The organism is Colwellia asteriadis, assembly GCF_039523295.1.
GTDB lineage: Bacteria > Pseudomonadota > Gammaproteobacteria > Enterobacterales > Alteromonadaceae > Colwellia > Colwellia asteriadis.
Genome location: NZ_BAAAFA010000009.1, coordinates 78,648 through 104,768 on the forward strand (window position 1 = coordinate 78,648; position 26,121 = coordinate 104,768).

A 26,121-nucleotide genomic window follows, 5' to 3' on the forward strand; every position below is an offset into this window, starting at 1 on the left:
TTAACGAGTCTATGAAATTAATCTCTTCTTTTTTATGCATGTTATGCATTTCCTTTTCTGCTTTTGCTAATGATATTGAGCAGGCAAAGCCTTGGCTAGAACGCTTATCAACCTCATTAAAAACTTTAAATTACAGTACTTCATTTGTCGTTGTAAAAAATAACCAAGCAGAGCCTTATCATTGGTTACATGGGGTTGATGATAAACAGCAAGAGTTAGAAATTCTTGCTCAACTCAATGGACCTCGTCGTGATGTATTAAGGCGTGGTAATACTGTTAGTTATATTGAGCCAGAACAAGATGCATACTCTGTTAGCTCTGCTTACTTAAGTGGTCCAATTCCGGCTATTTTTTCTCATGATATTGAAGCGCTAGAGAGTAGTTATCGTTTTATTTCTGTTGGCCGCAGTCGTGTGCTTGGCCGAGTTGCACAAGTTATTCGCATTGTACCTAAAGACAGTCATCGTTTTGATCACTGGTTATGGTTAGATCAACAAAGTGGCCTGTTGCTCAAAATGGCTATTATTACGCGTCAAGGTCAATTATTAGAGCAAGTACAGTTTACTCATCTAGATGTTACTAATGATATTGCCGAAAGTTTAAAGCAATTACAAAGTGCAGAATTACCAAGTGTTAGTGATGTTGGAATACAAAATCAACAAGATGAATTGTTTTGGCATGTTAGTTGGTTACCCCAAGGCATTGAAATTATTAAAAGTAGTCGTCGTAGGGTTAATAATGATAAAACCGTTGAATTTATTTTATTAAGTGATGGTTTGGTTGAAATATCGGTTTATATAAATCCGAGTAATATTCAACAAAGACCTATCGAGTATGCAAGTGATGGCGCAACCGCAGTTTTCAGTCAAATAGTTGATGGCTTAGAAGTGAGTGTTGTTGGAAAAATTCCATTAGAAACAGCCAAAATGATCGCTGACTCAGTTGGGCCTGTAGCGACTAACAGCCAATAGCAGAGTGATAAAAAAATGACTATGATCGAAGAACTCGTTGATGTAGTTGCTATAACTGATAACAGTATTACGTTAACCAGCCAAGTTAAATCAAGCTGTGGTAGCTGCGCACAAGTAAAGTCATGTGCTAGTGGCCAAGTTGCTAAGGCTATTCCTCAACGTAAACTGAAATTGGTACTTCCTTATGTCAAGCAACAGCATGAGCAATTACAAGTTGGAGACTCTGTTGTACTTGGCTTGCCTGAAGTAAATGTTCTAACGAGTGCAGGGCAAGTTTATTTATTTCCTCTCGTCGGCTTAGCTGTTTTTTCAGGGCTCGGAGAATGGTTAATATCTCAGCAGTTATTGCCTCATGAGTTACTGGGTTTGTCTCTGGGGATTTTTGGGGGATACTTAGGTTATCGATTAGCAAAATATTATCAAAATAAAAGTCACCAGTCAGCAGCGTTACAACCGCGTATATTAAGAAAACTAATTGCTAATGTCGCAGTAAATTCAAATAAATAGGCTTAATTACTATTCAACTTTACATAACATCCTGTCATTACTTGAAACAAAAGATATCTGAACAAAAGATAGCCCCAGCGCAGTAAATTCGTTAAAATTGCCGCATTACATAATTTATTTGGCGTATTTAGTGATATTCACCGTCAAAAATCAAATTAATTTATAGAGAAATTCTTTTAAAATGAAGAACATACGAAATTTCAGTATTATTGCTCATATCGATCACGGAAAATCTACTTTATCAGACCGTTTAATCCAACATTGTGGTGGCTTACAAGAGCGTGAAATGGCTGCACAAGTACTCGATTCTATGGATATTGAGCGTGAACGTGGTATTACCATTAAAGCACAAAGTGTGACATTAGATTATAAAGCTAAAGATGGTGAAACATACCAGTTAAACTTTATTGATACTCCTGGGCATGTTGACTTCTCTTATGAAGTATCTCGCTCTTTAGCATCTTGTGAAGGTGCTTTATTAGTTGTTGATGCGGGACAAGGTGTTGAAGCTCAAACTGTGGCTAACTGTTATACCGCTATTGAAATGGACTTAGAAGTTATTCCAATTTTAAATAAAATTGATTTACCTCAAGCCGATCCAGAACGTGTTTGTGAAGAAATTGAACATATCATCGGCATTGATGCCACTGATGCGGTAACCTGCTCTGCAAAAACAGGCATAGGTATTGAAGATGTTTTAGAAACCATTGTGAAGAATATTCCCCCGCCAGAAGGAAATATTGACGAGCCACTGCAAGCATTAATTGTTGACTCGTGGTTTGATAACTACCAAGGCGTAGTTTCACTTGTTCGTATTATGAATGGCCAAGTGAAGAAAGGCGATAAAATGCTGGTTATGTCAACTGGTGAAGTTCACCATATTGATAAAGTGGGTATTTTTACACCTAAGCAAACGGACACTGGCATTTTAAAAGCCGGTGAAGTTGGTTATATCATTGCGGGTATTAAAGAGATTCATGGTGCACCAGTTGGTGATACCATTACTATTAGTAAAAGAGAAACGGCTAAAGCATTACCGGGTTTTAAAAAGGCGCAACCGCAAGTTTATGCAGGTATTTTCCCAATTAGCTCTGATGATTACGAAAACTTCCGTGAAGCATTAAATAAGTTAAGCTTAAATGATGCTTCATTGTTTTTCGAACCAGAAAACTCATCAGCATTAGGTTTTGGTTTCCGTATTGGCTTCCTAGGTATGTTACACATGGAGATTATTCAAGAGCGTCTAGCGCGTGAATATGATCTCGATTTAATTACTACCGCACCTACCGTAAATTATGAGATTGCTTGTACCAATGGCGAAGTCTTATCTATTGATAATCCAGCTGATTTACCTGCAATTAATAATATTGATGAAATTAGAGAGCCTATTGTACAGGCCAATATTTTGGTACCTCAAGAGTATTTGGGCAGCGTAATTACGTTATGTATTGAGAAGCGTGGTGTACAAAAAGATCTTATATATCATGGTAATCAAGTTGCAGTCACTTATGAGTTACCTATGGCTGAAGTGGTTATGGACTTTTTTGACAAGCTTAAATCAACCAGCCGTGGTTATGCCTCGTTAGACTACCAGTTTATTCGTTTTGAAGCAGCAGACATGGTGCGCGTAGATGTAATGATCAATGGTGATAGGGTTGATGCATTAGCAATGATTACACACCGCAGCAACTCTGTGCCTCGTGGTCGTTTACTTGTTGATAAATTAAAAGAGCTTATTCACCGACAAATGTTTGATATTGCAATTCAAGCAGCAATTGGTAATAACGTTATTGCACGTACAACCGTGAAACAATTACGTAAAAACGTAACGGCTAAATGTTACGGCGGTGATATTAGCCGTAAGAAGAAGCTACTACAAAAGCAAAAAGACGGTAAAAAGCGTATGAAACAAGTAGGTAATGTTGAGGTGCCTCAAGAAGCGTTTTTAGCGGTACTTAAACTAGATAGCTAAATTAAAGTAACTAGCGAGCAGTATTACACCTGCTCGTTTAAATACTTGTTTAATATTATTCATAAAAAGGAATAGCATGGCCGACTTTTTCTCCGCTTATTTTTCAATCATTTTAGTAGTCATTACACTCGTTACGGGTATTGTATGGTGTCTTGATAAGTTTCATTTAGCGCCGAAGCGTCAACAAAAGGCAATTAGCGCGCAAGAGAGCGCAAAAGCACTTTCAGGAGCTGAATTAACACCCGAAGCATTAGCAACTATTACTGAGCCATCTGGTTTAGTTGACACAGCCGTGCAAGTATTCCCAGTAATAGCGTTTGTATTAGTTTTGCGTTCATTTTTATATGAACCTTTTCAAATACCGTCAGGCTCTATGATGCCGACATTACTTGATGGTGACTTTATTTTAGTCAATAAATTTACTTATGGTTTACGTGATCCAGTTAAACGACATAAATTTATTGAAAATAATTTGCCAGAGCATGGTGATGTTGTGGTATTTAAGTACCCAGAAGATCCACGAGTAGACTATATAAAACGTGTGATTGGTTTACCAGGCGATCGAGTAATTTATCGTAACAAGTCACTTTATATTAAACCTGCTTGTAAAGACAGCGACAGTAAGTGCCCTGAGTTTATTCCAGTGAAGCAAACTTTTGTTGGAAATTATGTCGGTCCAGATGCTGAAGAGGGTATGCAAGAATTTGAATCGCTTATGTTGGGTAAAACTCATCAAATATTAAATGATAGCCATGTTACCCCACGTGTTGAGCGTTATGCTTTTCAAGCTGGCACCGCTCGTGATGAGTTCGTTGTGCCTGAAAATAGCTATTTTGTGATGGGTGATAACCGTGACAACTCATTAGATGGCCGTTTTTGGGGGTTTGTACCCGAAGAAAACCTAGTGGGTGAAGCTGTTGCTATTTGGATGAGCTTTGATTTTGATCGTGATGCGGATAGTATTTTACCGCGTTGGGTACCTACAGGTATACGTTTTGATCGTTTAGGTGCAATTAATTGAGTAATAAATTGAAAACAAGTGTTGATAACTTAGCTAGGTTAACTAAAAAACTAGGCTATGAGTTTGAGCAAACTAACTTACTCATTCAAGCGTTAACTCACCGTAGCGCTAAAGGTGCTCATAATGAGCGCTTAGAGTTTTTAGGTGACTCTATTTTAGGCTTTGTCATTGCAGAAGCTTTGTATGAGCAATTTCCTAAACATGATGAGGGTGACTTAACTCGTATGCGCTCAAGTTTAGTCAAAGGGGTTACTTTGGCTGAAATAGCGCGTGATTTTAGTTTAGGTGAGTACCTGATATTAGGACCTGGAGAGTTAAAAAGCGGTGGTCACCGCCGGGAGTCAATTTTAGAAGACGCGATTGAAGCTATTATTGGGGCCATTTACATTGATTCGAATATTGAGCAATGCAAACAGCTTATTTTGACATGGTTTGATAAACGCTTAAGCAAGATTAAACCGGGCAATGAGCAAAAAGATCCCAAGACACAATTACAAGAATATTTGCAAGGCAGAAAAACACCTTTACCAAGTTATGAAGTAATTGATACTAAAGGGCAATCGCATAATCAAGAATTCACCGTGAGCTGTCAAACGTCAGTGATCGATAAAGAAGTTATTGCTAAAGGCACCAGTCGTCGTAAGGCTGAGCAAGCTGCAGCACAACAAATTCTTGCGTTAATTAGCGAAGCAAATGCTAGTGCTAAAGAAAAAAAGGCTAAACTAAGTGCTAATTCAAGTACTACTTCAAATAGTAAAGCAAGTACCGCTAAAAAAAGCACTCACAAAAGTAAGCCTAACCGCACGAGAAAATAACTATGCCTGATAATATTGCCCCCTCTGTAAACACCTTTGCTGGTTTAATTGCCATTGTTGGACGACCTAATGTTGGAAAATCAACGTTATTAAATGCGCTTTTAGGGCAAAAAATTAGTATTACATCGCGTAAGCCGCAAACGACAAGACACCGTATTTTAGGTATTTTAACCGAAGAGAATAAACAGGCGGTTTTGGTAGATACTCCTGGGTTACACTCTGAAGAAAAACGTGCGATTAACCGTTTAATGAACCGTGCAGCGAGTAGTTCAATTGCTGAAGTTGAGCTTATTGTTTTTCTGGTTGAGGGCACGCACTGGACCACAGACGATGAACTCGTACTGAGCAAGGTAAAACAAAGTGGTGCACCGTGTATTTTAGTGGTTAATAAAACCGATAATATTTCAGATAAAGATGACTTACTGCCGCACTTACAAACTCTGGGCGGTTTGCATGACTTTACCGATATTGTGCCTATTTCAGCTAGCAAAGGGCAGGGCGTTGATACTATTCGTAAACTTTGTCTTAATGCATTACCAGAGAGTGCTTTTTGGTTTTCAGAAGATCAAATTACCGATCGCTCAAGTCGTTTTATGGCCTCAGAAATAATCCGTGAAAAGCTAATTCGTTTTACTGGAGATGAGCTTCCTTATTCAACTACTGTAGAAATAGAGCAGTTTAAAATGGATGCCAAAGGCGTTATTCATATTAATGCACTCGTTTTGGTTGAGCGTGATAGCCAAAAACGTATGGTTATTGGTAACAAAGGTGAGCGTTTAAAAACTATTGGTCAAGAAGCGCGACGTGATATGGAAGAGCTATTTGAAAGTCGTGTATTTTTAGAAACTTGGGTTAAAGTGAAGTCGGGTTGGGCTGATGATGAACGAGCACTACGTAGCTTAGGTTATGGTGATGACTACTCAGGTTAATATACCAATATGAGTATAATGCCTGAACAATATGCTTTTGTTCTCCACGCTCGCCCTTATAGAGATAATCAACAATTAGTTGACTTATTCACTGAAGCTGAAGGTAAAGTGTCAGCTTTAGTGTTTGTTGGTCAATCTAAGCGCTCTATTAAAAAAGCGTTATTGCAACCATTTTTACCCTTAAAAGTTATTATAAAAGGTAATGCAAATCTTAAGCATATTCATGCTATTGAAAGCTGTGCCAAATCATACCCGTTAGTGAGGCATAGTTTATTTAGTGCTTTTTATATTAATGAACTTTTAATTCGTTTATTAACGGAGCATATTACTTGTCAGGACTTGTTTAATCAGTATCAAAAAACCATTTCTGCACTAGCTAACCAACAGGATATTGCCCCTCAATTACGAATTTTTGAAGCGGCGCTATTAGCCGAGCTTGGCGTATCATTTGAATTTTCTCCTGTTTTTGAGCATGACGTTCAATGGTTTTGTTATGTGGGAGAAGAAGGCTTTATACCTATTTATGATGAGCAAGTTATGACGAAGACTGAACATAATCGTTACTTTAATAGTGAGCATTTACGCGCAATTGCGAATAACCAACATCAAGGTATTGCTACTTTATCTGTCGAGTCAGAGCAAACATTTAAATTATTAATGCGACAAGTGATTAATAACCTACTTGGAAATAAACCTTTAAATAGTCGCAAGTTATTTATTAAAAACTTATAAACAATGAGAATCACACAATGACTGAATTATTATTAGGCGTTAACGTCGATCATATTGCGACATTACGTCAAGCCCGTGGCACCAATTATCCTGATCCTGTTTATGCTGCAAGTGTTGCAGAACATGCTGGCGCAGACGGTATTACCGTACATTTACGTGAAGACAGAAGGCATATACAAGATAGAGACATTCATGTATTAAAACAAACTTTACATACGCGTATGAACTTTGAAATGGCAGTAACAGATGAAATGGTTGCTATTGCTTGTGATGTTAAGCCTGCTTTTTGTTGTTTAGTGCCTGAAAAGCGAGAAGAGTTAACGACCGAAGGCGGTTTAGATGTTGCAGGGCAGCTTGATAAAGTCAGTAATGCAGTGGCTAAACTGAGCGATGCAGGGATTGAAGTTAGTTTGTTTATTGATGCTGATAAAGCACAAATAGATGCTGCTTTAGCAACCAAAGCCCCTTATATTGAAATTCATACAGGGCATTATGCAGAGCTTACTAACGAGCGTGAACAAAGAGTAGAACTTGAGCGTTTAATTGAAGGAATAAAGTACGCCCATAACCTTGGCTTAAAAGTTAATGCTGGACACGGTTTAAATTATTTTAATGTGAAGCCAATTGCAGCCATTGAAGAGATCATTGAGCTAAATATCGGTCATGCCATTATTGCTCGTGCAGTCATTGATGGTTTAGATAAAGCAGTACGTGATATGAAGCGCTTAATGCAAGAGGCAAGAAGTTCACTTTAGTTGCTTAAGCATCATCGGGTGAATATATTTATTTACGTAGTACTAAAATAGCTGGCTAGAGGGTAGCACCTTGATTCTCTTTTGAGTTCAGAACGTTAGCAATAACTTACTTCAAGCCAGCTTAAATTACTTGTCACCTGAAATAAAATTTTAGTATTTTATTTCTTTTTGTTTATTTTATAGTCTACACTGAACTAGATCGGAGTAGATTTTTTATGACGAAATGAATTATAAAGGTGATAAGGAGAGCCAGTTATGCAGCCAGAAATGCAACCTGATATGAAGCCGATGGTGGAGCGACGTAAAGAGACTCCTGAGCAGTCAGTTTGGTGGAATAAGCTCTCGTTAGCGCAGAAATTCTCTGCCAGTAGCCTAGGGCAGTTTGGTTATGAGCTTTCTTTTGTTCGTAATGAGCAAGGTCGAAGCCTTGCTGTATTGTCGTGTCGAGGTGGCATTGCAGTTATTGCTGAAGATGGCGAAATTAATACCTCACCTAATATTAAAATACGATAAACCTAAGCGATAAAGTGACTAGTTATAATTAGTCATATCACTTCTTCCTCATTTAGCGTATACCTTATATGCTAAATAACCTAGTTAACCTGAGCTCGGCTTAACAAACGTTTCTCTAGCAACTACTTTTCCTAACTTCTTCGTTAAATTTACTTGCAATAGCTCCCTATTGACGCGAAATTTGCCTTGCTTATCATATGAAAAGAAGAAAAACTATCAAGCTAGAGACTCAGAAAAGTAATTTTTACTGATATTTCAATTTGTTAAATATCTCTTAAACCGAGTTCAGGTTAGTTAGTATTCTACCTATTTCCTCTATTATTACTTTATCCAATAGTCGTTTTTATTTGTCAACATTAGAACAAGTGAAGCTTTATACCATATCTTCTAGTTTTAAGTTTAGCGGTAATGTCACTGAAAATTTTTACTGTTAAATTAATGTATTAAGTTAATGTATTAGATTAATTTTTAGCAAGTACCGACGGGGCGTAATTAATCAGCTGCTCGATGTGCTCGAAAAACTCTAGAAACTCAGGCTCTAACTCATTAACACTGATCCCTAGTTTTAATTGTGTTTCTAATTGTGACACGATATTGGCTAAATTTGGTGTGCCAGTATAACAACATGCACCATTAAGTTTATGTATTAGCCTTTTTAATTCATCAATATTATCTTCTTGAACCGCGTTAATGATACTTGCTTGAGTTTCTAATAAGCTATTAATGAGGCTTGAAAACATTTCTTGAGCTAACACTTCTTTATTGGCACTACGTTTTAACGCTAGATCCCAATTGACTATGCCATTATTATAGGTTTCTTGTACGCTTACTTTTTTTGCTTGGATATTAGCTTCTTCGTTGATGAAATGCTCGATATCGCAATACTCGTAAATAATATGACTTAACATAGTTTCATCAATAGGCTTGGTCATATAAGCATTGAAGCCTTGTTGATGCATTTTTTCTCTCTCTCCACTGAGCGCATGCGCAGTGACGGCAATAATGGCTGTTGAGTCGTTATGCACCGTGTTTTTTATCGCTTTAAGTGCGCTAATACCGTCCATTATAGGCATTTGAATATCCATAAAGATTAACGAGAAAGCTTCTTTTTGGCATAGCTCTACTGCTTGTTTACCATTTTCTGCCAATACAACCTCACTAACTTGTTCAAGTAATAAGGCTTGGATGAGTTTTAAGTTCGCTTCATTGTCATCAACCGCAAGTACTTTAATTGGTAGTATCTTCCGTTTTGATTTAGTTATTGAGAGTTGCTCATTTTTTGTTTTTGGCTGTAACGCTCTGCTTAAATTTATTGGTGTTAATGGTTTACTTATGCAGTTTACGGCACCACTAGCGATAAGCGCTTCCTGTAAGCTTGGAGAGTTACTATTCAGTGCCAAATAAATTTTATCGGCTCTAGGTTGGACTTGTGCTATGGTTTTTTTCAGTGCACTTAGCGCTGTTGCAGTATGGCTGTGACCTATAAGCGCATAATCAAAGCCTTTTTGGGCTTGTTCATTATGTGATAATATTTGTGCCAGTTGATGCGGGTTAGAAGCACTGACTATATTCATATGCCATTGCTGTAGTATTTTACTCGTAGCAATATGGCTATGTTGGTTTTCTTCATAATAAAGTACTGACTTATTTGTTAGGTGATGATTATCTAATTCGATAACTAACGGTATTGGGTTTATCTCACACTGGAAGGTAAACCAGAAACTTGAACCAACTCTTTTCTCGCTATTAAAAGCAATATCACCCTGCATTTCTTGTGCTAAGCGTTGCGAAATCACTAAACCTAAACCGGTGCCGCCGTATAGGCGAGTAATACTTTGATCTGCTTGAGTGAAAGCATCAAAAATAGTGCGTTGCTGCTGCTCTGTCATACCGATACCAGTATCGGTTACGGTAATTTTAAGACGAATGGCTTTATCGCCAAGCGTTTCACGTTGCTCATCTGTAATTTGTTCAGGCCCAATTTCTATTGTGACGCTGCCTTCTTGGGTAAACTTTATTGCATTAGCAATTAAGTTAGTGACAATTTGCTTGATGCGCATAATATCGCCCACTAATGAGTCTGGTAATGTGTTGGCTATATTAACGGATAACTCAATATTCTTTTTATGTGCAGATGGTGCAATTAACGTCAACGTTTCTTCAAGAGACTCCCTTAAAGAAAAAGGGATGTTTTCGATAACCATTTTACCGGCATCAAGCTTAGAGAAGTCTAAAATATCATTAATAATTCTTAGTAGGTTATTAGCTGAACGCTCTATTATTTGTAAGTATTCACGTTGATTGTCTGATAATGGTGTTTTTAATACCTGGCGAGTAAAGCCAATAACGCCATTGAGGGGGGTTCTTAACTCATGACTCATATTAGCTAAAAATTCAGACTTTACTTTACTGGCCTCTTGCGCCTTTTTATTCGCCATACTTAGTTCAACATTTTGAATTTCAAACTGCTCTAAGCTGTCTCGTAAGTCAATAGTGGCCTGGTCGATACTGGTTTGCATCTCCATTTGATAATTATCTAAAGACTGCGCTATAGCATTAATGCCGCCCTTTAAAAAATTCAACTCACCAATAAGTTGACCACTGACTCTGCTTTCTAATTTACCTTCTCTAATCTTATCAATCGCAACCACCATCGAGCTTAATGGTTTCGTTACTTTTTGAATTAACCGCATGGCAAAAATAGCGCTTAATAGCGAAGCAAAAAGAGCAAAGGTGAAAGCTATAATATATTGACTTTGTTGTGTGAAATTGATTTTGCTCTTATCAACCTGCAAGGCAATATAGCCTAAGTTTTTTTGGGAGCTTGTTATTGATTTTATTTTACTGATGGAATCGTTATGGTTTTGTTTTTCATCGAGAATAGGGCTTCGAAATATTATATAATCACTGATATGCTCAATTTCAGTAGAAAGAAGTGCAGGGTGCTCTTGTGGTAAGCGCATTAAATTTGCGTCACCGTGGTAATTACTTGTGACAATCATTTGATTGTCTTCGCCAAAGATGACAATACTATTAATTATACTAGATTGGCTGCGATGGGTGATGCTGATAAGTTCTCGTAATTCTTCACGATTCTTATTCAATAAGGCATTTTTACTGGCAATAGCAATAGGTTCAATAATGCTCTTTGCTTGTTGCTCTAAATGATCACTTAGCTCGATAGAGCGACTATAAGAAAAGTAGCCAGCTAAACCAAAACTAATTAAGGTCGTTGGTAAGATAGTGAGTAAAATAACCCAGTCTTTAAGACTTATTTTCGGCATACTTCTTCTGCATATAATTAGTAAACTTTTTTACAGTGGTTAGGGTAAAATACCCTACATAGCATAGCACCATGGTTAAACATAGCATAGCTAGTGTTACAAACCCAAGCGACTTCTTCTTAATAAACATAAAGTAATCAATATTCATCGCGTTATTACGCGGCAAAGGTAGAGTGGTAAATAATGGCAAATTTTTTTAAACCGGCAGTTAAAGCAAAGCAAACTGCTCAGCAAATAACTGTTCGTATTGATAAACTTGATATGAATGGTGTTGCAGTTTCACGCTGGAATAAAAAGCCATTGTTTATTCAAGGAGCATTACCTGGAGAGGTGGTTGAAGTAAAGGTTTTTGAGCAAAAGAATAAATATGCTAAAGCTAAGTTATTAACGATTAAAGAACAAAGCGAGGCGAGAGTAAAACCTGAGTGTCAGCACTTTTCTGTTTGCGGAGGTTGTGATTTACAAATGAGTGAGTTTTCTCAGCAAATTGAGTTTAAAAAAGATAAAGTGACAGCTCTGTTTTCACGAAACTTGGTGCCCGCTAATATCGCTACATCACTACCTTGGCAGCCTACATTAGTAGGGGAACCTTATCACTATCGCCGTAAAGCAAGAATAGGCGTGCAATTTAATAAGCATAATGAAGCGACCATTGGTTTTAGGCAAAAATCGACAAATCATTTAGCCGCGATTAAGTCATGTCCAGTATTAGTGGAACCATTAACTGATATTTTCACCGTTTTTAATGAGCTTATTACTCAATTAACGATTAAATCTGCTATTGGTCACCTTGAAGTTATTTATGCTAACGTGGCAGATAGCGATAAAAAAATAACCGTGATAGTTAGGCAATTAAAGCCGTTAAGTAGTGCCGATATGATTTTGTGGGAAAGTTACGCCGATCGTTATCAATGGCATGTTATTTTTGATCATGGCAATCATCAGCAAACATTATGCCCTAGTGACGAAGAACCTTTTCAATCAGCTGATATCGGTTCAAAAAGTGAACAGTTAAGTCAAACAAGCAGCCAGTTAAATTATCAGCTAACGAATGGCTTACAAATTGATTTTGCACCCAGCGACTTTATTCAGGTTAATGAACATATTAATAATGTCATGATTGAGCAAGCCTTATCTTGGCTGAAGTTAACACCAGATGATAAAGTGCTGGATTTATTTTGCGGTTTAGGAAACTTTAGTTTAGCGCTTGCTCAACAGGTATCAGAGGTTGTAGGTGTTGAAGGCGTACAAGCTATGGTTGATAAAGCGCAAGATAATGCCAATAAAAATAATCTTAACAATTGTCAGTTCTTTCAAGCAGATTTAAATAGTGATTGGTTAAACGAGACGTGGGCCGTTACAGCATTTGATAAGGTGCTTCTTGACCCTGCCCGCGCTGGCGCGGAGCAAGCTGTTGAACAAATCGCTCAGTTGAAAATACCGACTATTTTATATGTTAGCTGTGAGCCAACAACACTAGCAAGAGATTGCCAAATTTTAGTCTCCCATGGATACGCAATTGAGAGAATTTCGTTAATAGATATGTTTTCCCAAACAAAGCATGTAGAGACTATGGTATTGTTAAATCGCACGTTATAACAACTTGATAAGTCGCATATAAAGCCTACTTTAGTTGGCAATAGAGAAAAGGTTAAAGGAGTATTCATGGTTTCGGTACGTAAGTCTCATCAAGTATCAATTAACAGCTTTGAGCAATGGTTGTCGCAGTTACAGTTGAATGATGCTAAAAGACAAGTAATATCGTCATTGTGGCTCAATGTGTCTACTTTCTATCTTGATGAAACCAAAGAACGTGAAAGCTTGTTAGCTAATGCCATGGAAATGGTTGAAATTTTAGCAGCACTTAACCTAGATGCAGATTCATTATCAGCAGCATTTTTAACACCATTACTCGATAAAAAGATCTTAACCGGTGACTATGTACAAGAGCACTTTTCAAAGCAAGTGTGCTCGTTATGTCAAGGTGTCGAGAAAATGGCAGCTATTAAAGCGTTGCAACAACAGCATGGCGAAATGCAAACTAGCCAGAATGTCGACAATATTCGTCGCATGTTATTAGCTATGGTTGACGATGTTAGAGCAGTTGTTATTAAGTTGGCTGAACGTTTATGTGACTTACGCAACAAAAAAAATAGTGATGAAGAAACTCGAGTTTTAGCGGCTAAAGAAAGCGCCAATATATACGCACCGTTAGCGAATAGGCTTGGCATTGGTCAGTTAAAGTGGGAGTTAGAAGATATTTCATTTCGCTATCTTCACCCGCAAGTTTATAAAAAAATAGCAAAATTACTTGATGAAACGCGTTTAGAGCGCGAACAATATATGCTTGAATTTGTTGATGGACTCAATGACCAACTTCATAAGTTAAATATTAACGGACAGGTTTACGGTCGTCCAAAACATATTTATAGCATTTGGAAAAAAATGCAACAAAAGTCATTAGACTTTGAGCAGTTATTTGATGTGAGAGCCGTGCGAATTGTTGTTGCTGAAGTACAAGATTGTTATTCGGCATTAGGTATAGTGCATACACAATGGAAACATTTAGCGAAAGAGTTCTCTGACTATGTTGCAACACCCAAAAATAATGGTTACCAGTCTATCCATACTGTTGTTTTAGGACCTCAAGGGAAGTCGGTTGAGGTGCAAATAAGAACGAAGCAGATGGATGATGACGCTGAACTAGGCGTTGCAGCACATTGGCGCTATAAAGAAGGTAGCGCAAGCGGAAAAAGTAATAGTTTTGATGACAAAATCGGTTGGTTGAGAAAAATACTGCAATGGCAAGATGACGTGGCTGAAAGCGGTGAATTGCTTGATGAATTACGCAGTCAAGTTTTTGAAGACAGAATATACGTATTCACCCCAAGTGGCGATGTTATCGATTTACCTATGGGCTCAACACCACTTGATTTTGCGTATTACATTCACTCCAATGTAGGGCATTGCTGCATTGGCGCCAAGGTTTTTGGAAAAATAGTACCGTTTACGCACCAGTTACAAACGGGTGATCAGGTTGACATTTTAACGAGTAAAAAGCCTAACCCCAGCAGAGACTGGTTAAATCCTAACTTAAATTATATCCATTCCTCAAGAGCTAGAGCGAAGGTTCAGCATTTTTTCAAATTACTCGACCGTGATAAGTATATTGCTCAAGGTAAAGAGCTATTTGACGCAGAAATGGCTAAACATGATTTTAGCTCGGTTGATTTATTAACAGCGGCCAAACGCTTTAATATGAAAACAATGGATGATTTATACGCAGCAATAGGCTCAGGAAATGCGCGTTTACAGCAAATTATTAATTATTTTGCACAGCTTGATAATAAATCAAAGCCTAAGGCTGAAATCGACCCGCAAAGTTTGGTCAGTCAGAGTGCAACAAGCAAAAAGGTTAATACCGAAAATGATAATGGTATTACCGTTTCAGGAGTCGGTAACTTATTAACTCATATGGCAAAATGTTGTCAGCCAGTACCAGGCGATGAAATTTCGGGTTTTATTACCCAGGGGCGCGGTATTTCTGTGCACAGAAAAGATTGTGAACAGCTTGCTAATGCGCTAAGTACTCAACCCGAACGTATTGTTGAAGTGCAGTGGGGACAAGACCAAAAACAAAGTTATCAAGCTTCAGCATTAATTGTTGGTAGTGATAGACAAGGTCTACTGCGTGATATTTCAACCATTATTGCCAATGATCGTATTAGTATTGTTGGTATGGAAAGTAATACCGATAAAGCGAAACAAACCATGAGTATGAATATTAAACTTGAAGTATCAAGTAGTGAAATCCTAGCGAAGGTTCTTGATAAAATTCAACAGCTTGATGATGTTGTGCAAGTTAAGCGCTTATAAAAAAGTATGATTAAGCACTTTTAGCAAGATATATATATCAACCTCATAATTAATACTAATATCGAGATAACAGTTAAGTAAATGGTAAATCAAACCTATGTTAAATGATCAAGCTTCAATAAAAAAACTGCGTTGGATAATGGCGCAATTGCGTGACCCTATTACAGGTTGCCCTTGGGACTTAAAGCAAAATTTTGCTTCAATTACTGCCCATACACTAGAAGAAGCCTATGAAGTTGTCGATGCTATCGAGCAAGGCGACTTTAGTGAGCTTAAAAAAGAATTAGGTGACTTATTATTTCAAGTTGTTTTTTATAGTCAACTAGGGCAAGAACAGCAGCTTTTTGATTTAGATAACGTTATAGAGGCAATTTGTGAAAAGCTTATTCGTCGCCATCCTCATGTATTTGATAGTGCTAATTTTACCAGTGATGCTGAGATAAAAGCGAACTGGGAAAATGAAAAAATTAAAGAGCGCGAACAAAAAAAAGCGAGTTTAGGTGGTGATAATACGGCCAAAGTAAACACCGTTAATAGCAGCGCCAATAAGCCAGTGAGCTTATTGGCCGATATCCCTAAAAATTTACCAGCACTGTCACAGGCAGCCAAAATACAAAAGCGTTGTTCGCACGTTGGTTTTGACTGGGATAATATTCATGATGTTTTTGCCAAAATAGAAGAAGAAGTGCTGGAAGTAAAAGACGAGCTTAAGGCCGATGTTGTTAATCATAATGCCCTTACTGAAGAACTCGGTGATTTAATGTTTGCGGTGGTTAATTTATGTCGCCATGCGAAAGCAGATCCTGAAACCATTTTACGACAAGCAAATAAAAAGTTTACTAGTCGCTTTCAAGGGGTTGAAGAGCAAGTTTTTCAGTCCGGAAAAGGCTTTGAACAACACCAGTTAACAGAGCTCGAACAATATTGGCAGCAGGTCAAAAGCCTTGAAAAACAATAGTGGCATTGTTATTAGCTAATCTCTAAGCGCTATTCCAATAAAACAAACATCAATATCAGTCTTTATGAGTAATATAACGTGCAATTGAATGAACAGAAAAGCAGCATAACCATTAAGCGACCTTCAACTAAGCAAGTTAGTATTGGGTTAACTAACCCTAAAAGCCCAACCAATGTTGGTGCTGTTATGCGCGCAGCAGGTTGTTATCAAGTAGACCAAGTTTTTTATACCGGTAAGCGTTATGAATTAGCGGCTAAGCATAATAAAGATACGCTTAAAACTGATACTAAAAATGTACAACAGAAAATACCACTTCAAGGAATTGATAACTTTATTGATATCAAATCGTTAGCTGAAAATATTTCACCAAATGCTAAAATTATATGTGTTGATTTAGTTGAGGGCGCAATTCCACTTCCTGCTTTTGTACATCCTGATGAAGCTATTTATATTTTTGGACCAGAAGATGGCACAATAAAACAAGCAGTTATAGATATGGCTGATGACGTGGTTTATGTGCCCACAGTAGGTTGTATGAATTTAGCTGCTTCTGTTAACGTGCTACTTTATGACCGCTTAGCTAAATCACTGCAGCATCAAAATAAGGCACAGCAAATAGATAACGATCTTATTCGTCAAAGTAGAGATACCAATAATAAGGTCAAGGTGAAAGATATAACTAGCCAATAATAACTGTAACTAAGTTATTATTGGCTAGAAATTAACACTTAAAATTTAAAAGTAGATGACTTAATAGATTATGATATGGCGCAATTAGGTAATAAAGGTAAAGTACTTTTTTTAAAAGGCACGGGTATTTTCTTTGTTGGTTTGGCAATGATCGGTGTTGTATTACCGATATTACCAACTACGCCATTTTTACTGGTTGCTGCGGCTTGTTTTGCTAAATCCTCACCGCGATTACAACAACGCTTGCTCGCTAATAAAACTTTTGGGCCACTTATTCATGACTGGCAAAAACATCGTTCAATTCCTAAGCGAGCAAAACGTATTGCTTTACTCACTATGGTGTTATCAGTATGCTGGTCAGCCTTTATGTTAAAAAATGTTTTGTTAACGGCTTTAGTGGTTGTACTTATTGCCGGACCTTTTATTTTTTTATGGCGACTACCTGAAAGTCGTTAAAAATTCCCTCGTGCTTTTTAGTTTTACTATTTTTAGTTTAACGCTTTAGCAACTAATGCCGCTAAATGTTCTGGTAATGTTAAGCTTAATGCAATATTGTGGGCTTGCTCAGACATTTTCCCCCAAGTAAGTTTTACAATGCGTACCACTTTAGCTTCGTTATCTTGCGCTATATAAGTCGCAGCAAACTCATCAAAATAATGACTTAAAAATACCAAACAAGCGACATCTTCAAGGGTTTGCGTATCGCTATTACTTTTTAAGTTTTCTTTACGAATAATTGCACCACAAATTTGTGCCTGTTCGTCAGAGTAGCCTTGCTCTAGCATTAACGCCATTGTAAGTTGCGCGTGGTGCTTTCCTTGAGCAATTCTCCAACTATAGTAACCCGCTTTTCCTTCGGGGTAATCTGAGCGTTTTAACTGCCAGCGCTGTATGTGTTGAGCATGTACTGCAATTTTTAATAGCTCATTAGCATCAGGCCAATATTGGGCTAAACACGCACTCATTTGTTGGCTGTATGCTAATTCTTTCGGCGTTGATACATCATTAAAGATAATCTGGTTAGGGTCTTGTGCATTAATGCTATCAATAGCGCTTAACACCTTGGCTAATTGAGTTGTCATATGTTGACTTTATTGATAATAAATAGATGCGTTTATTATAATAAGAAAATTAAACTTAGCTATGACTTACCAAATAAAGTTTATTATTTTTACCTAGTTTGTCTTGAGTAGTAAAAAGCATAAATATTATTCCAAGAGATTGCTTGTTGTTATTGTCGTTAGCGCTGACTTTACGTATAATACTTTCCCGTCCTGCTTATTAAGCAATAACTTCACTATTTAATCCTTAGTATTCTCATCTATGGGTTAGCTTTGTGTAATGCAAGCGAAAGATAAGTTATTAATTAAGCAAAAAAAATTCCTGTTTTTCTAACATCGGTGTAGACATGACAACTAGATATATTTTCGTAACTGGCGGTGTTGTATCGTCTCTTGGTAAGGGTATTGCGGCGGCATCACTTGCAGCAATTCTTGAAGCGCGTGGTTTAAAGGTTACCATGCTTAAATTGGATCCGTATATTAACGTTGATCCGGGTACCATGAGCCCAATACAACATGGTGAAGTATTTGTTACCGAAGACGGTGCAGAAACGGATCTTGATTTAGGTCATTACGAGCGCTTCATTCGCACCAAAATGACTAAACGTAATAACTTTACCTCGGGTCGAATTTACCAAGACATCCTTGCGCGTGAGCGTAAAGGTGAGTTTTTAGGTGCAACGATTCAGGTTATTCCTCATATTACCAATGACATTAAACGACGCGTTGTTGAAGGTGCTGAAGGTTACGATATTGCCATGGTAGAAATTGGCGGTACTGTAGGTGATATGGAATCACAGCCATTTATGGAAGCTATTCGTCAGTTAGCATTAGAAGTCGGCCGTGACCGTGCAATGTTTATGCATTTAACATTAGTACCTTTCTTAGCGGCAGCTGGTGAAATTAAAACTAAACCAACACAACACTCAGTTAAAGATTTACGCTCAATTGGCATTTTGCCTGACATTTTAGTTTGTCGCTCTGACCGTGTAATTCCTAATGCTGAACGTGCTAAAATTGCATTATTTACCAATGTTGAAGAAAAAGCCGTTGTGTCAATGCGCGATGTTGACAGCATTTATAAAATTCCAGCGTTATTAAAATCACAAGGAACCGATGAATTAGTGGTTAAGCGTTTTGGTTTAGATGTACCAGAGGCTGATTTAAGTGAATGGGAAAAAGTACTTTATCAAGAAGCTAATCCAAAAGGTGAAATTACCGTTGGTATGGTAGGCAAATACATTGAACTACCAGATGCTTATAAATCAGTTAATGAAGCGTTAAAGCATGCAGGTTTGAAAAATCAAGTTACCGTAAATATTAAATACGTTGACTCTCAAGATGTTGAAGTGAAAGGCGTTGAAATACTAAAAGAACTTGATGCTATTTTAGTACCAGGTGGATTTGGTCAACGTGGTGTTGAAGGTAAAATATTAGCTGCACAATACGCACGTGAAAACAAAGTGCCTTATTTAGGTATTTGTTTAGGTATGCAAGTGGCGCTAATTGAGTTTGCTCGTAATGTTGCAGGCTTAGCTGGTGCACACAGTACGGAATTTAATGCTGAAACACCATACCCAGTGGTAGGTTTAATCAGTGAATGGTTAGACGAAGAAGGCCAAATTGAATACCGTGATGAAGAATCAGACCTTGGTGGTACCATGCGTTTAGGCTCACAATTGTGCCACCTTGTGAAAGGTACCAAAGCGTGCGACGTATATGGTAGTGAAACAATTTATGAAAGACACCGTCACCGTTTTGAGGTAAATAATAACTACCGTGAACAATTAAGCAAAGCTGGTTTAGTGTTCTCGGGGTTATCGACAGATAAAAGCTTAGTTGAGGTGATTGAAATTCCAGATCACCCTTGGTTCATAGCGGGGCAATTCCACCCAGAGTTTAATTCAACTCCGCGTGACGGACACCCGTTATTTGAAGGTTTTGTTGCTGCTTCTTATGCACTTCAAAAGCAAAAGAATAGCTAAGATAAACACTTTTATTGAAACCGTAGCCTTTGCTGCGGTTTTTGTTTTTACACAGAAGTAATTCGTTCACTTTAGTAGAGAGCGTTATATTTAATAAAATTTAGGAAAGATAATGTCAAATATCAGTAAAATATTCGCCCGTGAAATTATGGACTCTCGTGGTAACCCAACCGTTGAAGCAGACGTATATTTAGAGTCAGGTGCTTGGGGGCGTGCAGCAGCACCATCAGGTGCTTCTACCGGTTCACGTGAAGCGTTAGAGTTACGCGATGGTGATAAGTCTCGTTATTTAGGTAAAGGCGTGCTAAAAGCCGTTGCAGCGATTAAAAATGATATTACACCTGCCTTAATTGGTCAGAACTCGCATGAACAAAGTCAAATCGACCAAATTATGATTGATTTAGACGGTACAGAAAACAAAGAAAAATTTGGTGCAAATGCAATTTTAGCAGTGTCTTTAGCGGTAGCTAAAGCAGCAGCAATGGATAAAGGCGTACAATTATTCGAACACATTGCTGATTTAAACGGCACCCCAGGTGTTTATAGCTTACCTGTGCCTATGATGAATATCATCAACGGTGGTGAGCATGCTGATAATAACGTTGATATTCAAGAGTTTATGGTTCAGCCTGTTGGCGCTAAAAACTTTACTGAAGCATTACGTATGGGCGCAGAAATCTTCCATGCATTAAAGAAAGTATTATCGGCAAAAGGCTTAAATACTGCCGTTGGTGATGAAGGTGGTTTTGCACCTGACTTAGCGTCAAATGCTGATGCATTAGCGGTAATTAAAGAAGCGGTTGCTGCTGCTGGTTATGAATTAGGTACTGACATCACTTTAGCGATGGACTGTGCTGCCTCTGAGTTCTACAACAAAGAGTTAGGTATTTATGACCTTAAAGGTGAAGGTAAGCAATTTAGCTCAAATGAGTTCTCTAACTTCTTAGGTGAACTTTGTAAAGAATACCCAATTGTTTCAATTGAAGATGGTTTAGATGAGTCAGATTGGGATGGTTTCAAGTATCAAACTGAATTACTAGGCGATAAAGTACAAATCGTTGGTGATGACTTATTTGTAACGAATACTAAAATTTTCAAGGAAGGTATCGATAAAAATATCGCTAACTCAATCTTGATTAAATTTAACCAAATTGGTTCATTAACTGAAACATTAGCTGCTATTCGCATGGCAAAAGACGCTGGTTACACTGCTGTTATCTCTCACCGTAGTGGTGAAACAGAAGATGCAACCATTGCTGATTTAGCGGTTGGTACAGCAGCAGGTCAAATTAAAACAGGCTCATTATGTCGTAGTGACCGTGTATCTAAGTACAATCAATTATTACGTATTGAAGAGTTCTTAGGTGATAAAGCTGTATATAATGGCTTAAGCGAAATTAAAGGCCAGTAAAGATAAACCTGATGCTAATCAGCTTGATTACTCAGTTCTTGTACTTTTGATTAATATGTTACTGAGTATCACCTTAAAGCAGTACTAATTGAGTGTTAGTTCTATATATAAAGCACGTTTCTGTAAAGAAAGCGTGCTTTTTTTATGCTTTAAATATAGCATGAATTACTAGCTATATTTATTACTAAACATCAATCTATTACAGATATAAATGGAATTTTTTATGAAAAAACTGCTCGCCACCATAACTGCAACAGCACTACTAACTACCATTTTAACCGTCAAAGCAAATGAAAGTGATGCAATGGTTGAAATGATCGTTAGCATGATGAAAAAATCTGGAGAAATACGTGATCTGAGTACCTGCTTAGGTATAACTGAAGAAAAGTTTATTAATGCTTACACAGACACAATAAAACTTTGTTTCCCTAAAGATGCTTTGCAGGGAGATTGCATGGATGAAATGGTACCAGAGATATTTGGTTTACCTCAAAGCAAGTTTGAGGCTTGCACTAGCGATGACTCTGAATATGCTCAAGCGGAAAGTGACATAGATTTATCAACATTATCAGATGATGAACGAAACGCTTTGCTGGATCAGCAGCGTACTGAAGCGATGGCGAATATGGAAGAAATGGCCGCTTTCATGAAGAAAGCCAGCGAAGGTACAGAAGGTAAAATTACCCTACCTGTCTACAGCCCAAGTAGCTTAACATCTCATTATATCAACGGCATGGAAAGTAGTTCAGGTAATAAAACCCTACCAGTTGCAACATTTACGACAACCGATAGTGTTGATGAAGTTATCGAATTTTATAAAAAATCGCTGCCAAACTTTGAAATTGGTAACAGCGGAGAGATATATTATATGATGGAAAAGCTGCCAGGTAATTTGTCACAGCTCAGCCATGATTTGGAAAATTTACCTTTATATTTTGTCCCACATATTGAAACTTATAGTTTAAAAATGTCAGGTGAAGAAACAACACTCATTGTTATTTCTTACGAACCTAGCTAAGTTAAATAGGCTAAAAGGGTGTTACTTGGACGCACCTCATGCTTTTAGACGTTTTTGATAATATCTGTAATTAATTGAGCAGTCTCTTCAGGCTGTTCAAGTGGAAACATGTGGCCACCGTTGACTGTTTTTAGCGTGACTTTTTTGTTTAATTTGGCGAATCGTTGAAACACTTGTTTTGGGTTTGGGCAAACATCGGTCTGCTCTGCATAAATAAGTGTTGCCGGTACGATTAACTTATCTTTAAAGCTCGCTAAGTTTGAAGGTAAGTGCCTGAAAATATCTGCTTCAACATTTGCATCAAACACTAGCTCTTGCTGTGCGTTTCTTTCTACAACTCCGCTATTAACATAATCAACTAAGGAGCGCCTGTCGAAATGTCTAAATAACTTTCTTTTAGCAAATAATTCGACAATATCAGTGCCTAACGGCCAATGAGTTCTACGAGTCATTGCTTTACCTGAGGGGCTGAACTTATCTATTAGGCGTGTCTTTTTAATTAATCTAACCGCCAATGCAGTTGAGCCTGTAATTACGGGAGGATCAAGCATAATTAAGCCTTTAAATAGCTCAGGGTATTTACAGGCAGCCATAAAAGAAATAACACCGCCAAAAGAGTGCCCTACACAAATTATCTTCTCATTATTGTGTTGCTGGCTTTTAATAAAGTCTACTAACTCTTCAACAAGATGCTGCCAATTATTTTTAATGGGGTAGTTTGGGTTGTGACCATACTTTTCATGTGCAATAACCTCAATATTTTCAGGAAAGTAGCTAAATAGTGTTTGATAACTTCCAGCAGGAAAGCCATTGGCATGAACAAAGTTGACGGTAGTTTTTTGCATTAAAAAAGACAACATAACAGGTAAACAGGTCTAGCAAGTTAAACGGGTGTTTAAATATTGTCAATAAGCTTTTAGTGTGTGCGTAAAATGGCAAGGTGAGTTAAGGGGTATCTGTTACCACTAAAAATAGGGTACACGCTAGATAACCTGAGCTCGGCTTAACAAATGTTTCTCTAGCAGTTATTTTCCTAACTTCTTCGTTAAATAGCCCTTAAACCGAGTTAGGTAGATAATAAAAAGCCCAAACAATGTTGGGCAGTTTAAGTATGAATTTAGGTATTAAGTCTAGATATTAAGTTTCGCTGTTAAATATGTTACTTGTAATTAGCTAGGCTAATTATTTTGTTAAATAGCAGTATAAGAAGAAAAACTAGAACTCTTCAAGCATATACTCTAACGAGTCATCAAATACTTTTAAGTCTTTTTCTAATTGAAATTTATCACGTAGTGATTCAATTTCTCGCCATTTTCTTTTTTTAGTTATCGTAGCACGGCTTTTTTCTGGTTGCTCTGTAGACTCTAAAACACGGTTTAAATTATCCATAAAGTACCCCTGATATTACAAAGTAAATACAACAGCTATTTTAATACCATAATTATGAAGTTGTGCAAATAAAAAAACGCATATTTACTTAAAAATATGCGTTTTAATCACACGTTTTCTGCTATTTTTTAAAGCATATTTTGTTTGAAAATATAGCGTTAGGTGCTTTAGTGGTAACCTTTATGAATTATTAATAAAAGTTACAGTAAGTCGGTTAATTGTTTCTCTAATTTAACCTGATCAATTGCGAAGTTACGAATACCTTCTGCTAGCTTTTCAGTTGCCATTGCATCTTCATTCATTTCCCAGCGAAATTGTGCTTGTGTTAACGCTGACTCATTAGATGGCGTTGCATCACTGGCAGTTAATTTAGTTTCAATTGTTTCTGTACTGTTGGCTAACTCATCCATTAATTGTGGACTAATAGTTAAACGATCACAGCCTGCTAAGGCTAGAATTTCACCAATATTTCTAAAGCTGGCACCCATAACTACAGTGTTAAAACCTTGTTGCTTGTAATAGTTATAAATACTGGTTACTGAAACAACACCAGGGTCTTCATCACTAGGGTACTCTGTACGGCCGGTATCTTTTTTGTACCAGTCAAGAATACGACCAACAAAAGGAGAAATAAGATAAACACCCGCTTCTGCACAAGCACGTGCTTGAGCAAAGCTAAATAATAAAGTGAGGTTACAGTTAATACCTTCGCTTTCTAATTGTTCAGCGGCTTTAATGCCTTCCCAAGTAGAAGCAAGTTTGATTAAAATTCTGTCGTTGCTAATACCTGCTTCGTTGTACATAGCAATCAGCTTATGTGCTTTAGTAATTGAGGCTTTGGTATCAAATGATAAACGGGCATCAACTTCGGTTGAAATACGGCCAGGGACAATTTTTAGAATTTCTAAACCAATCAACACAGAAAGTTTATCTGCGGCATCAATCACTTGTTGAGCGGCATCATTCGACTGTGTTTTTGCCCATGCTACTGAGTCAGCCACTAGTTGCTGGTATGCAGGTAATGAAGCGGCTTTTAATAAAAGTGATGGGTTTGTTGTTGCGTCTTGCGGTTGAAACTTAGCAATAGCCTCAATATCACCCGTATCAGCAACAACGGTTGTTACTTTCTTTAATTGTGCAAGCTGTGAAGAAGAGTTTGTCATAACGTAACCTTAAAATAGTGTCTTGGAAATATTGACTACAGCATAGCGTTGATAGCCAGTATATAAATGTAGCTGATGAAATATTACAACATAAAAGCGTAAAAGTACCAAGTAATGCGTAATAAACTGTAATTTTATTCTATTTCTTTTTTTAGGTACTTTTTGCATAACTTTCTAAGTCACTTATGCCTGGGGATGTGTTATAGTTCTGCACTATAAAATACACCCGTTTATTAGAAGGTTAGCCATGTTACTTGTTGTTTCTCCAGCAAAAAAATTAGATTTTGAATCTGACTTAGCGACTGAAAAATTCAGCCAGCCAACATTACTTGAGCACAGTCAGTTACTTATTGATGACTGCGTTAAACTATCTCCCGATCAAATAGCGACGTTAATGAAGCTTAGCGATAAATTAGCGGGGTTGAACGCAGCACGCTTTGGTGAGTGGTCTACGCCATTTACTTGTGCGAATGCTAGGCAAGCCATTTTGAGCTTTAATGGTGATGTTTATACGGGGTTAGATGCACAATCGTTTAGCGATAGCGACTTTGAGTTTGCCCAACAGCACTTTAGAATTTTATCGGGGTTATACGGCTTACTTAAACCACTTGATTTAATTCAAGCTTATCGCCTTGAAATGGGCTGTAAATTGGCTAATTGTCGAGGTGATAACTTATATCAATTTTGGGGTGATATTATTACCAATGAGTTAAATGAAGCGCTTGCGGCTCAAGGGGATGATGTTTTAATTAACCTTGCTTCAACTGAGTATTTCAAGTCAGTAAAGAAAAAGTCGTTAAAAGGCACCATTATTACCCCGAACTTTAAAGATTGGAAAAATGGTCAATATAAAATGATCAGCTTCTTTGCCAAAAAAGCGCGCGGTATGATGGCACGTTACATTATCCAAAATAAGTTGACCTCTGTTGAACAAATTAAAGGTTTTGACTTAGGCGGCTATCAATATGATGAAGCTTTATCTAAAGGTAATGATTGGGTGTTTACTCGCAAAGAAGTAGAGTAATAGTGCGCAGAGTTATCTGAAGTAGCTAATCATCAAGAGTAATCGTT

Annotated in this window: 23 protein-coding genes; 18 read left to right on the plus strand and 5 right to left on the minus strand. The window is 37.4% G+C overall.

Annotated elements, in window-relative coordinates; genetic code table 11:
• The first annotated feature begins 11 nt into the window (after positions 1 to 11).
• The 9 genes from ABD005_RS13385 (at position 12) to ABD005_RS13425 (ending at position 8,215) form a co-directional block, all read left to right on the plus strand.
• On the plus strand, positions 12 to 971 hold the full coding sequence (locus ABD005_RS13385; protein ID WP_343818001.1) for a MucB/RseB C-terminal domain-containing protein: 960 nt from the start codon (positions 12 to 14) through the stop codon (positions 969 to 971).
• A gap of 15 nt (positions 972 to 986) precedes the next feature.
• Positions 987 to 1,478 carry a SoxR reducing system RseC family protein gene (locus tag ABD005_RS13390; RefSeq protein ID WP_343818002.1) on the plus strand — a complete coding sequence of 164 codons (492 nt, stop codon included), beginning with the start codon at positions 987 to 989 and terminating at the stop codon, positions 1,476 to 1,478.
• A gap of 181 nt (positions 1,479 to 1,659) precedes the next feature.
• Positions 1,660 to 3,450: a translation elongation factor 4 gene (lepA, locus tag ABD005_RS13395; RefSeq protein WP_343818004.1), complete on the plus strand. Its 1,791-nt coding sequence runs from the start codon at positions 1,660 to 1,662 to the stop codon at positions 3,448 to 3,450.
• A 76-nt stretch (positions 3,451 to 3,526) separates the two neighbouring features.
• Complete coding sequence (gene lepB / locus ABD005_RS13400; RefSeq protein ID WP_343818006.1) at positions 3,527 to 4,471, plus strand: signal peptidase I; 945 nt, start codon at positions 3,527 to 3,529, stop codon at positions 4,469 to 4,471.
• Between the two features lie 8 nt (positions 4,472 to 4,479).
• Positions 4,480 to 5,286, plus strand: a complete 807-nt coding sequence (rnc, locus tag ABD005_RS13405) for a ribonuclease III (RefSeq protein WP_343818222.1) — start codon at positions 4,480 to 4,482, stop codon at positions 5,284 to 5,286.
• Positions 5,287 to 5,288: 2 nt separating this feature from the next.
• Positions 5,289 to 6,215 carry a GTPase Era gene (gene era, locus ABD005_RS13410; RefSeq protein ID WP_343818007.1) on the plus strand — a complete coding sequence of 309 codons (927 nt, stop codon included), beginning with the start codon at positions 5,289 to 5,291 and terminating at the stop codon, positions 6,213 to 6,215.
• A gap of 9 nt (positions 6,216 to 6,224) precedes the next feature.
• Positions 6,225 to 6,947 carry a DNA repair protein RecO gene (recO, locus tag ABD005_RS13415; protein ID WP_343818008.1) on the plus strand — a complete coding sequence of 241 codons (723 nt, stop codon included), beginning with the start codon at positions 6,225 to 6,227 and terminating at the stop codon, positions 6,945 to 6,947.
• Positions 6,948 to 6,964: 17 nt separating this feature from the next.
• Positions 6,965 to 7,702: a pyridoxine 5'-phosphate synthase gene (gene pdxJ / locus ABD005_RS13420; RefSeq protein WP_215981037.1), complete on the plus strand. Its 738-nt coding sequence runs from the start codon at positions 6,965 to 6,967 to the stop codon at positions 7,700 to 7,702.
• Between the two features lie 255 nt (positions 7,703 to 7,957).
• Positions 7,958 to 8,215 carry a hypothetical protein gene (locus ABD005_RS13425; protein WP_343818010.1) on the plus strand — a complete coding sequence of 86 codons (258 nt, stop codon included), beginning with the start codon at positions 7,958 to 7,960 and terminating at the stop codon, positions 8,213 to 8,215.
• A gap of 461 nt (positions 8,216 to 8,676) precedes the next feature.
• Here ABD005_RS13425 and barA read toward each other — a convergent pair whose 3' ends face one another.
• Complete coding sequence (gene barA / locus ABD005_RS13430) at positions 8,677 to 11,499, minus strand: two-component sensor histidine kinase BarA (RefSeq protein ID WP_343818011.1); 2,823 nt, start codon at positions 11,497 to 11,499, stop codon at positions 8,677 to 8,679.
• Between the two features lie 183 nt (positions 11,500 to 11,682).
• Here barA and rlmD point away from each other — a divergent pair, with 183 nt between their 5' ends.
• The 5 genes from rlmD to ABD005_RS13455 all read left to right on the plus strand — a co-directional run bounded on the left by rlmD (position 11,683) and on the right by ABD005_RS13455 (position 17,479).
• Positions 11,683 to 13,098: a 23S rRNA (uracil(1939)-C(5))-methyltransferase RlmD gene (gene rlmD, locus ABD005_RS13435; protein WP_343818012.1), complete on the plus strand. Its 1,416-nt coding sequence runs from the start codon at positions 11,683 to 11,685 to the stop codon at positions 13,096 to 13,098.
• A 66-nt stretch (positions 13,099 to 13,164) separates the two neighbouring features.
• Positions 13,165 to 15,375 carry a GTP diphosphokinase gene (relA, locus tag ABD005_RS13440; RefSeq protein WP_343818014.1) on the plus strand — a complete coding sequence of 737 codons (2,211 nt, stop codon included), beginning with the start codon at positions 13,165 to 13,167 and terminating at the stop codon, positions 15,373 to 15,375.
• A 97-nt stretch (positions 15,376 to 15,472) separates the two neighbouring features.
• Positions 15,473 to 16,333 (plus strand): nucleoside triphosphate pyrophosphohydrolase, encoded by an 861-nt coding sequence (mazG, locus tag ABD005_RS13445; protein WP_343818015.1) that lies wholly within the window; start codon positions 15,473 to 15,475, stop codon positions 16,331 to 16,333.
• 78 nt (positions 16,334 to 16,411) lie between these two features.
• Positions 16,412 to 17,023, plus strand: coding sequence for an RNA methyltransferase (locus ABD005_RS13450; protein ID WP_343818016.1), 612 nt, complete (start codon positions 16,412 to 16,414; stop codon positions 17,021 to 17,023).
• Between the two features lie 75 nt (positions 17,024 to 17,098).
• Positions 17,099 to 17,479, plus strand: coding sequence for a YbaN family protein (locus ABD005_RS13455; RefSeq protein WP_343818018.1), 381 nt, complete (start codon positions 17,099 to 17,101; stop codon positions 17,477 to 17,479).
• A gap of 32 nt (positions 17,480 to 17,511) precedes the next feature.
• Here ABD005_RS13455 and ABD005_RS13460 read toward each other — a convergent pair whose 3' ends face one another.
• The gene (locus ABD005_RS13460) at positions 17,512 to 18,105 is read right to left on the minus strand and encodes a DUF4202 domain-containing protein (RefSeq protein WP_343818020.1); all 594 of its coding nucleotides are present in this window, start codon (positions 18,103 to 18,105) and stop codon (positions 17,512 to 17,514) included.
• A 326-nt stretch (positions 18,106 to 18,431) separates the two neighbouring features.
• Between ABD005_RS13460 and pyrG the strand changes: the two genes are divergently transcribed.
• The 3 genes from pyrG to ABD005_RS13475 all read left to right on the plus strand — a co-directional run bounded on the left by pyrG (position 18,432) and on the right by ABD005_RS13475 (position 22,498).
• Positions 18,432 to 20,069: a CTP synthase gene (gene pyrG / locus ABD005_RS13465; protein WP_343818022.1), complete on the plus strand. Its 1,638-nt coding sequence runs from the start codon at positions 18,432 to 18,434 to the stop codon at positions 20,067 to 20,069.
• A gap of 112 nt (positions 20,070 to 20,181) precedes the next feature.
• A complete protein-coding gene (eno, locus tag ABD005_RS13470) occupies positions 20,182 to 21,480 on the plus strand; it encodes a phosphopyruvate hydratase (protein WP_343818024.1) in 1,299 nt (432 codons plus the stop codon).
• A 223-nt stretch (positions 21,481 to 21,703) separates the two neighbouring features.
• Positions 21,704 to 22,498, plus strand: a complete 795-nt coding sequence (locus tag ABD005_RS13475; RefSeq protein WP_343818025.1) for a hypothetical protein — start codon at positions 21,704 to 21,706, stop codon at positions 22,496 to 22,498.
• A gap of 44 nt (positions 22,499 to 22,542) precedes the next feature.
• Here ABD005_RS13475 and ABD005_RS13480 read toward each other — a convergent pair whose 3' ends face one another.
• From ABD005_RS13480 to tal, 3 genes are all read right to left on the minus strand, one after another.
• On the minus strand, positions 22,543 to 23,343 hold the full coding sequence (locus ABD005_RS13480) for an alpha/beta fold hydrolase (protein ID WP_343818026.1): 801 nt from the start codon (positions 23,341 to 23,343) through the stop codon (positions 22,543 to 22,545).
• Between the two features lie 370 nt (positions 23,344 to 23,713).
• The gene (locus ABD005_RS13485; RefSeq protein ID WP_215981047.1) at positions 23,714 to 23,887 is read right to left on the minus strand and encodes a DUF3545 family protein; all 174 of its coding nucleotides are present in this window, start codon (positions 23,885 to 23,887) and stop codon (positions 23,714 to 23,716) included.
• Positions 23,888 to 24,087: 200 nt separating this feature from the next.
• Positions 24,088 to 25,050, minus strand: coding sequence for a transaldolase (gene tal / locus ABD005_RS13490; protein WP_215981048.1), 963 nt, complete (start codon positions 25,048 to 25,050; stop codon positions 24,088 to 24,090).
• A 247-nt stretch (positions 25,051 to 25,297) separates the two neighbouring features.
• Between tal and yaaA the strand changes: the two genes are divergently transcribed.
• Entirely contained in the window at positions 25,298 to 26,074 is a 777-nt protein-coding gene (gene yaaA, locus ABD005_RS13495) for a peroxide stress protein YaaA (protein ID WP_343818027.1), read from the plus strand.
• Positions 26,075 to 26,121: the final 47 nt, after the last annotated feature.

Excerpts from the sequence above, each read along its gene's own strand:
- ABD005_RS13425 (WP_343818010.1), top strand. The coding sequence starts at position 7,958 with ATGCAGCCAGAAATGCAACCTGATATGAAGCCGATGGTGGAGCGACGT.
- rlmD (WP_343818012.1), top strand. The coding sequence starts at position 11,683 with ATGGCAAATTTTTTTAAACCGGCAGTTAAAGCAAAGCAAACTGCTCAG.
- relA (WP_343818014.1), top strand. The coding sequence starts at position 13,165 with ATGGTTTCGGTACGTAAGTCTCATCAAGTATCAATTAACAGCTTTGAG.
- tal (WP_215981048.1), bottom strand. The coding sequence starts at position 25,050 with ATGACAAACTCTTCTTCACAGCTTGCACAATTAAAGAAAGTAACAACC.
- pyrG (WP_343818022.1), top strand. The coding sequence starts at position 18,432 with ATGACAACTAGATATATTTTCGTAACTGGCGGTGTTGTATCGTCTCTT.
- ABD005_RS13385 (WP_343818001.1), top strand. The coding sequence starts at position 12 with ATGAAATTAATCTCTTCTTTTTTATGCATGTTATGCATTTCCTTTTCT.
- ABD005_RS13485 (WP_215981047.1), bottom strand. The coding sequence starts at position 23,887 with ATGGATAATTTAAACCGTGTTTTAGAGTCTACAGAGCAACCAGAAAAA.
- barA (WP_343818011.1), bottom strand. The coding sequence starts at position 11,499 with ATGCCGAAAATAAGTCTTAAAGACTGGGTTATTTTACTCACTATCTTA.
- recO (WP_343818008.1), top strand. The coding sequence starts at position 6,225 with ATGAGTATAATGCCTGAACAATATGCTTTTGTTCTCCACGCTCGCCCT.
- eno (WP_343818024.1), top strand. The coding sequence starts at position 20,182 with ATGTCAAATATCAGTAAAATATTCGCCCGTGAAATTATGGACTCTCGT.
- ABD005_RS13390 (WP_343818002.1), top strand. The coding sequence starts at position 987 with ATGACTATGATCGAAGAACTCGTTGATGTAGTTGCTATAACTGATAAC.
- era (WP_343818007.1), top strand. The coding sequence starts at position 5,289 with ATGCCTGATAATATTGCCCCCTCTGTAAACACCTTTGCTGGTTTAATT.
- pdxJ (WP_215981037.1), top strand. The coding sequence starts at position 6,965 with ATGACTGAATTATTATTAGGCGTTAACGTCGATCATATTGCGACATTA.
- lepB (WP_343818006.1), top strand. The coding sequence starts at position 3,527 with ATGGCCGACTTTTTCTCCGCTTATTTTTCAATCATTTTAGTAGTCATT.
- ABD005_RS13460 (WP_343818020.1), bottom strand. The coding sequence starts at position 18,105 with ATGACAACTCAATTAGCCAAGGTGTTAAGCGCTATTGATAGCATTAAT.
- yaaA (WP_343818027.1), top strand. The coding sequence starts at position 25,298 with ATGTTACTTGTTGTTTCTCCAGCAAAAAAATTAGATTTTGAATCTGAC.
- mazG (WP_343818015.1), top strand. The coding sequence starts at position 15,473 with ATGTTAAATGATCAAGCTTCAATAAAAAAACTGCGTTGGATAATGGCG.
- ABD005_RS13475 (WP_343818025.1), top strand. The coding sequence starts at position 21,704 with ATGAAAAAACTGCTCGCCACCATAACTGCAACAGCACTACTAACTACC.
- lepA (WP_343818004.1), top strand. The coding sequence starts at position 1,660 with ATGAAGAACATACGAAATTTCAGTATTATTGCTCATATCGATCACGGA.
- ABD005_RS13480 (WP_343818026.1), bottom strand. The coding sequence starts at position 23,343 with ATGCAAAAAACTACCGTCAACTTTGTTCATGCCAATGGCTTTCCTGCT.
- ABD005_RS13455 (WP_343818018.1), top strand. The coding sequence starts at position 17,099 with ATGGCGCAATTAGGTAATAAAGGTAAAGTACTTTTTTTAAAAGGCACG.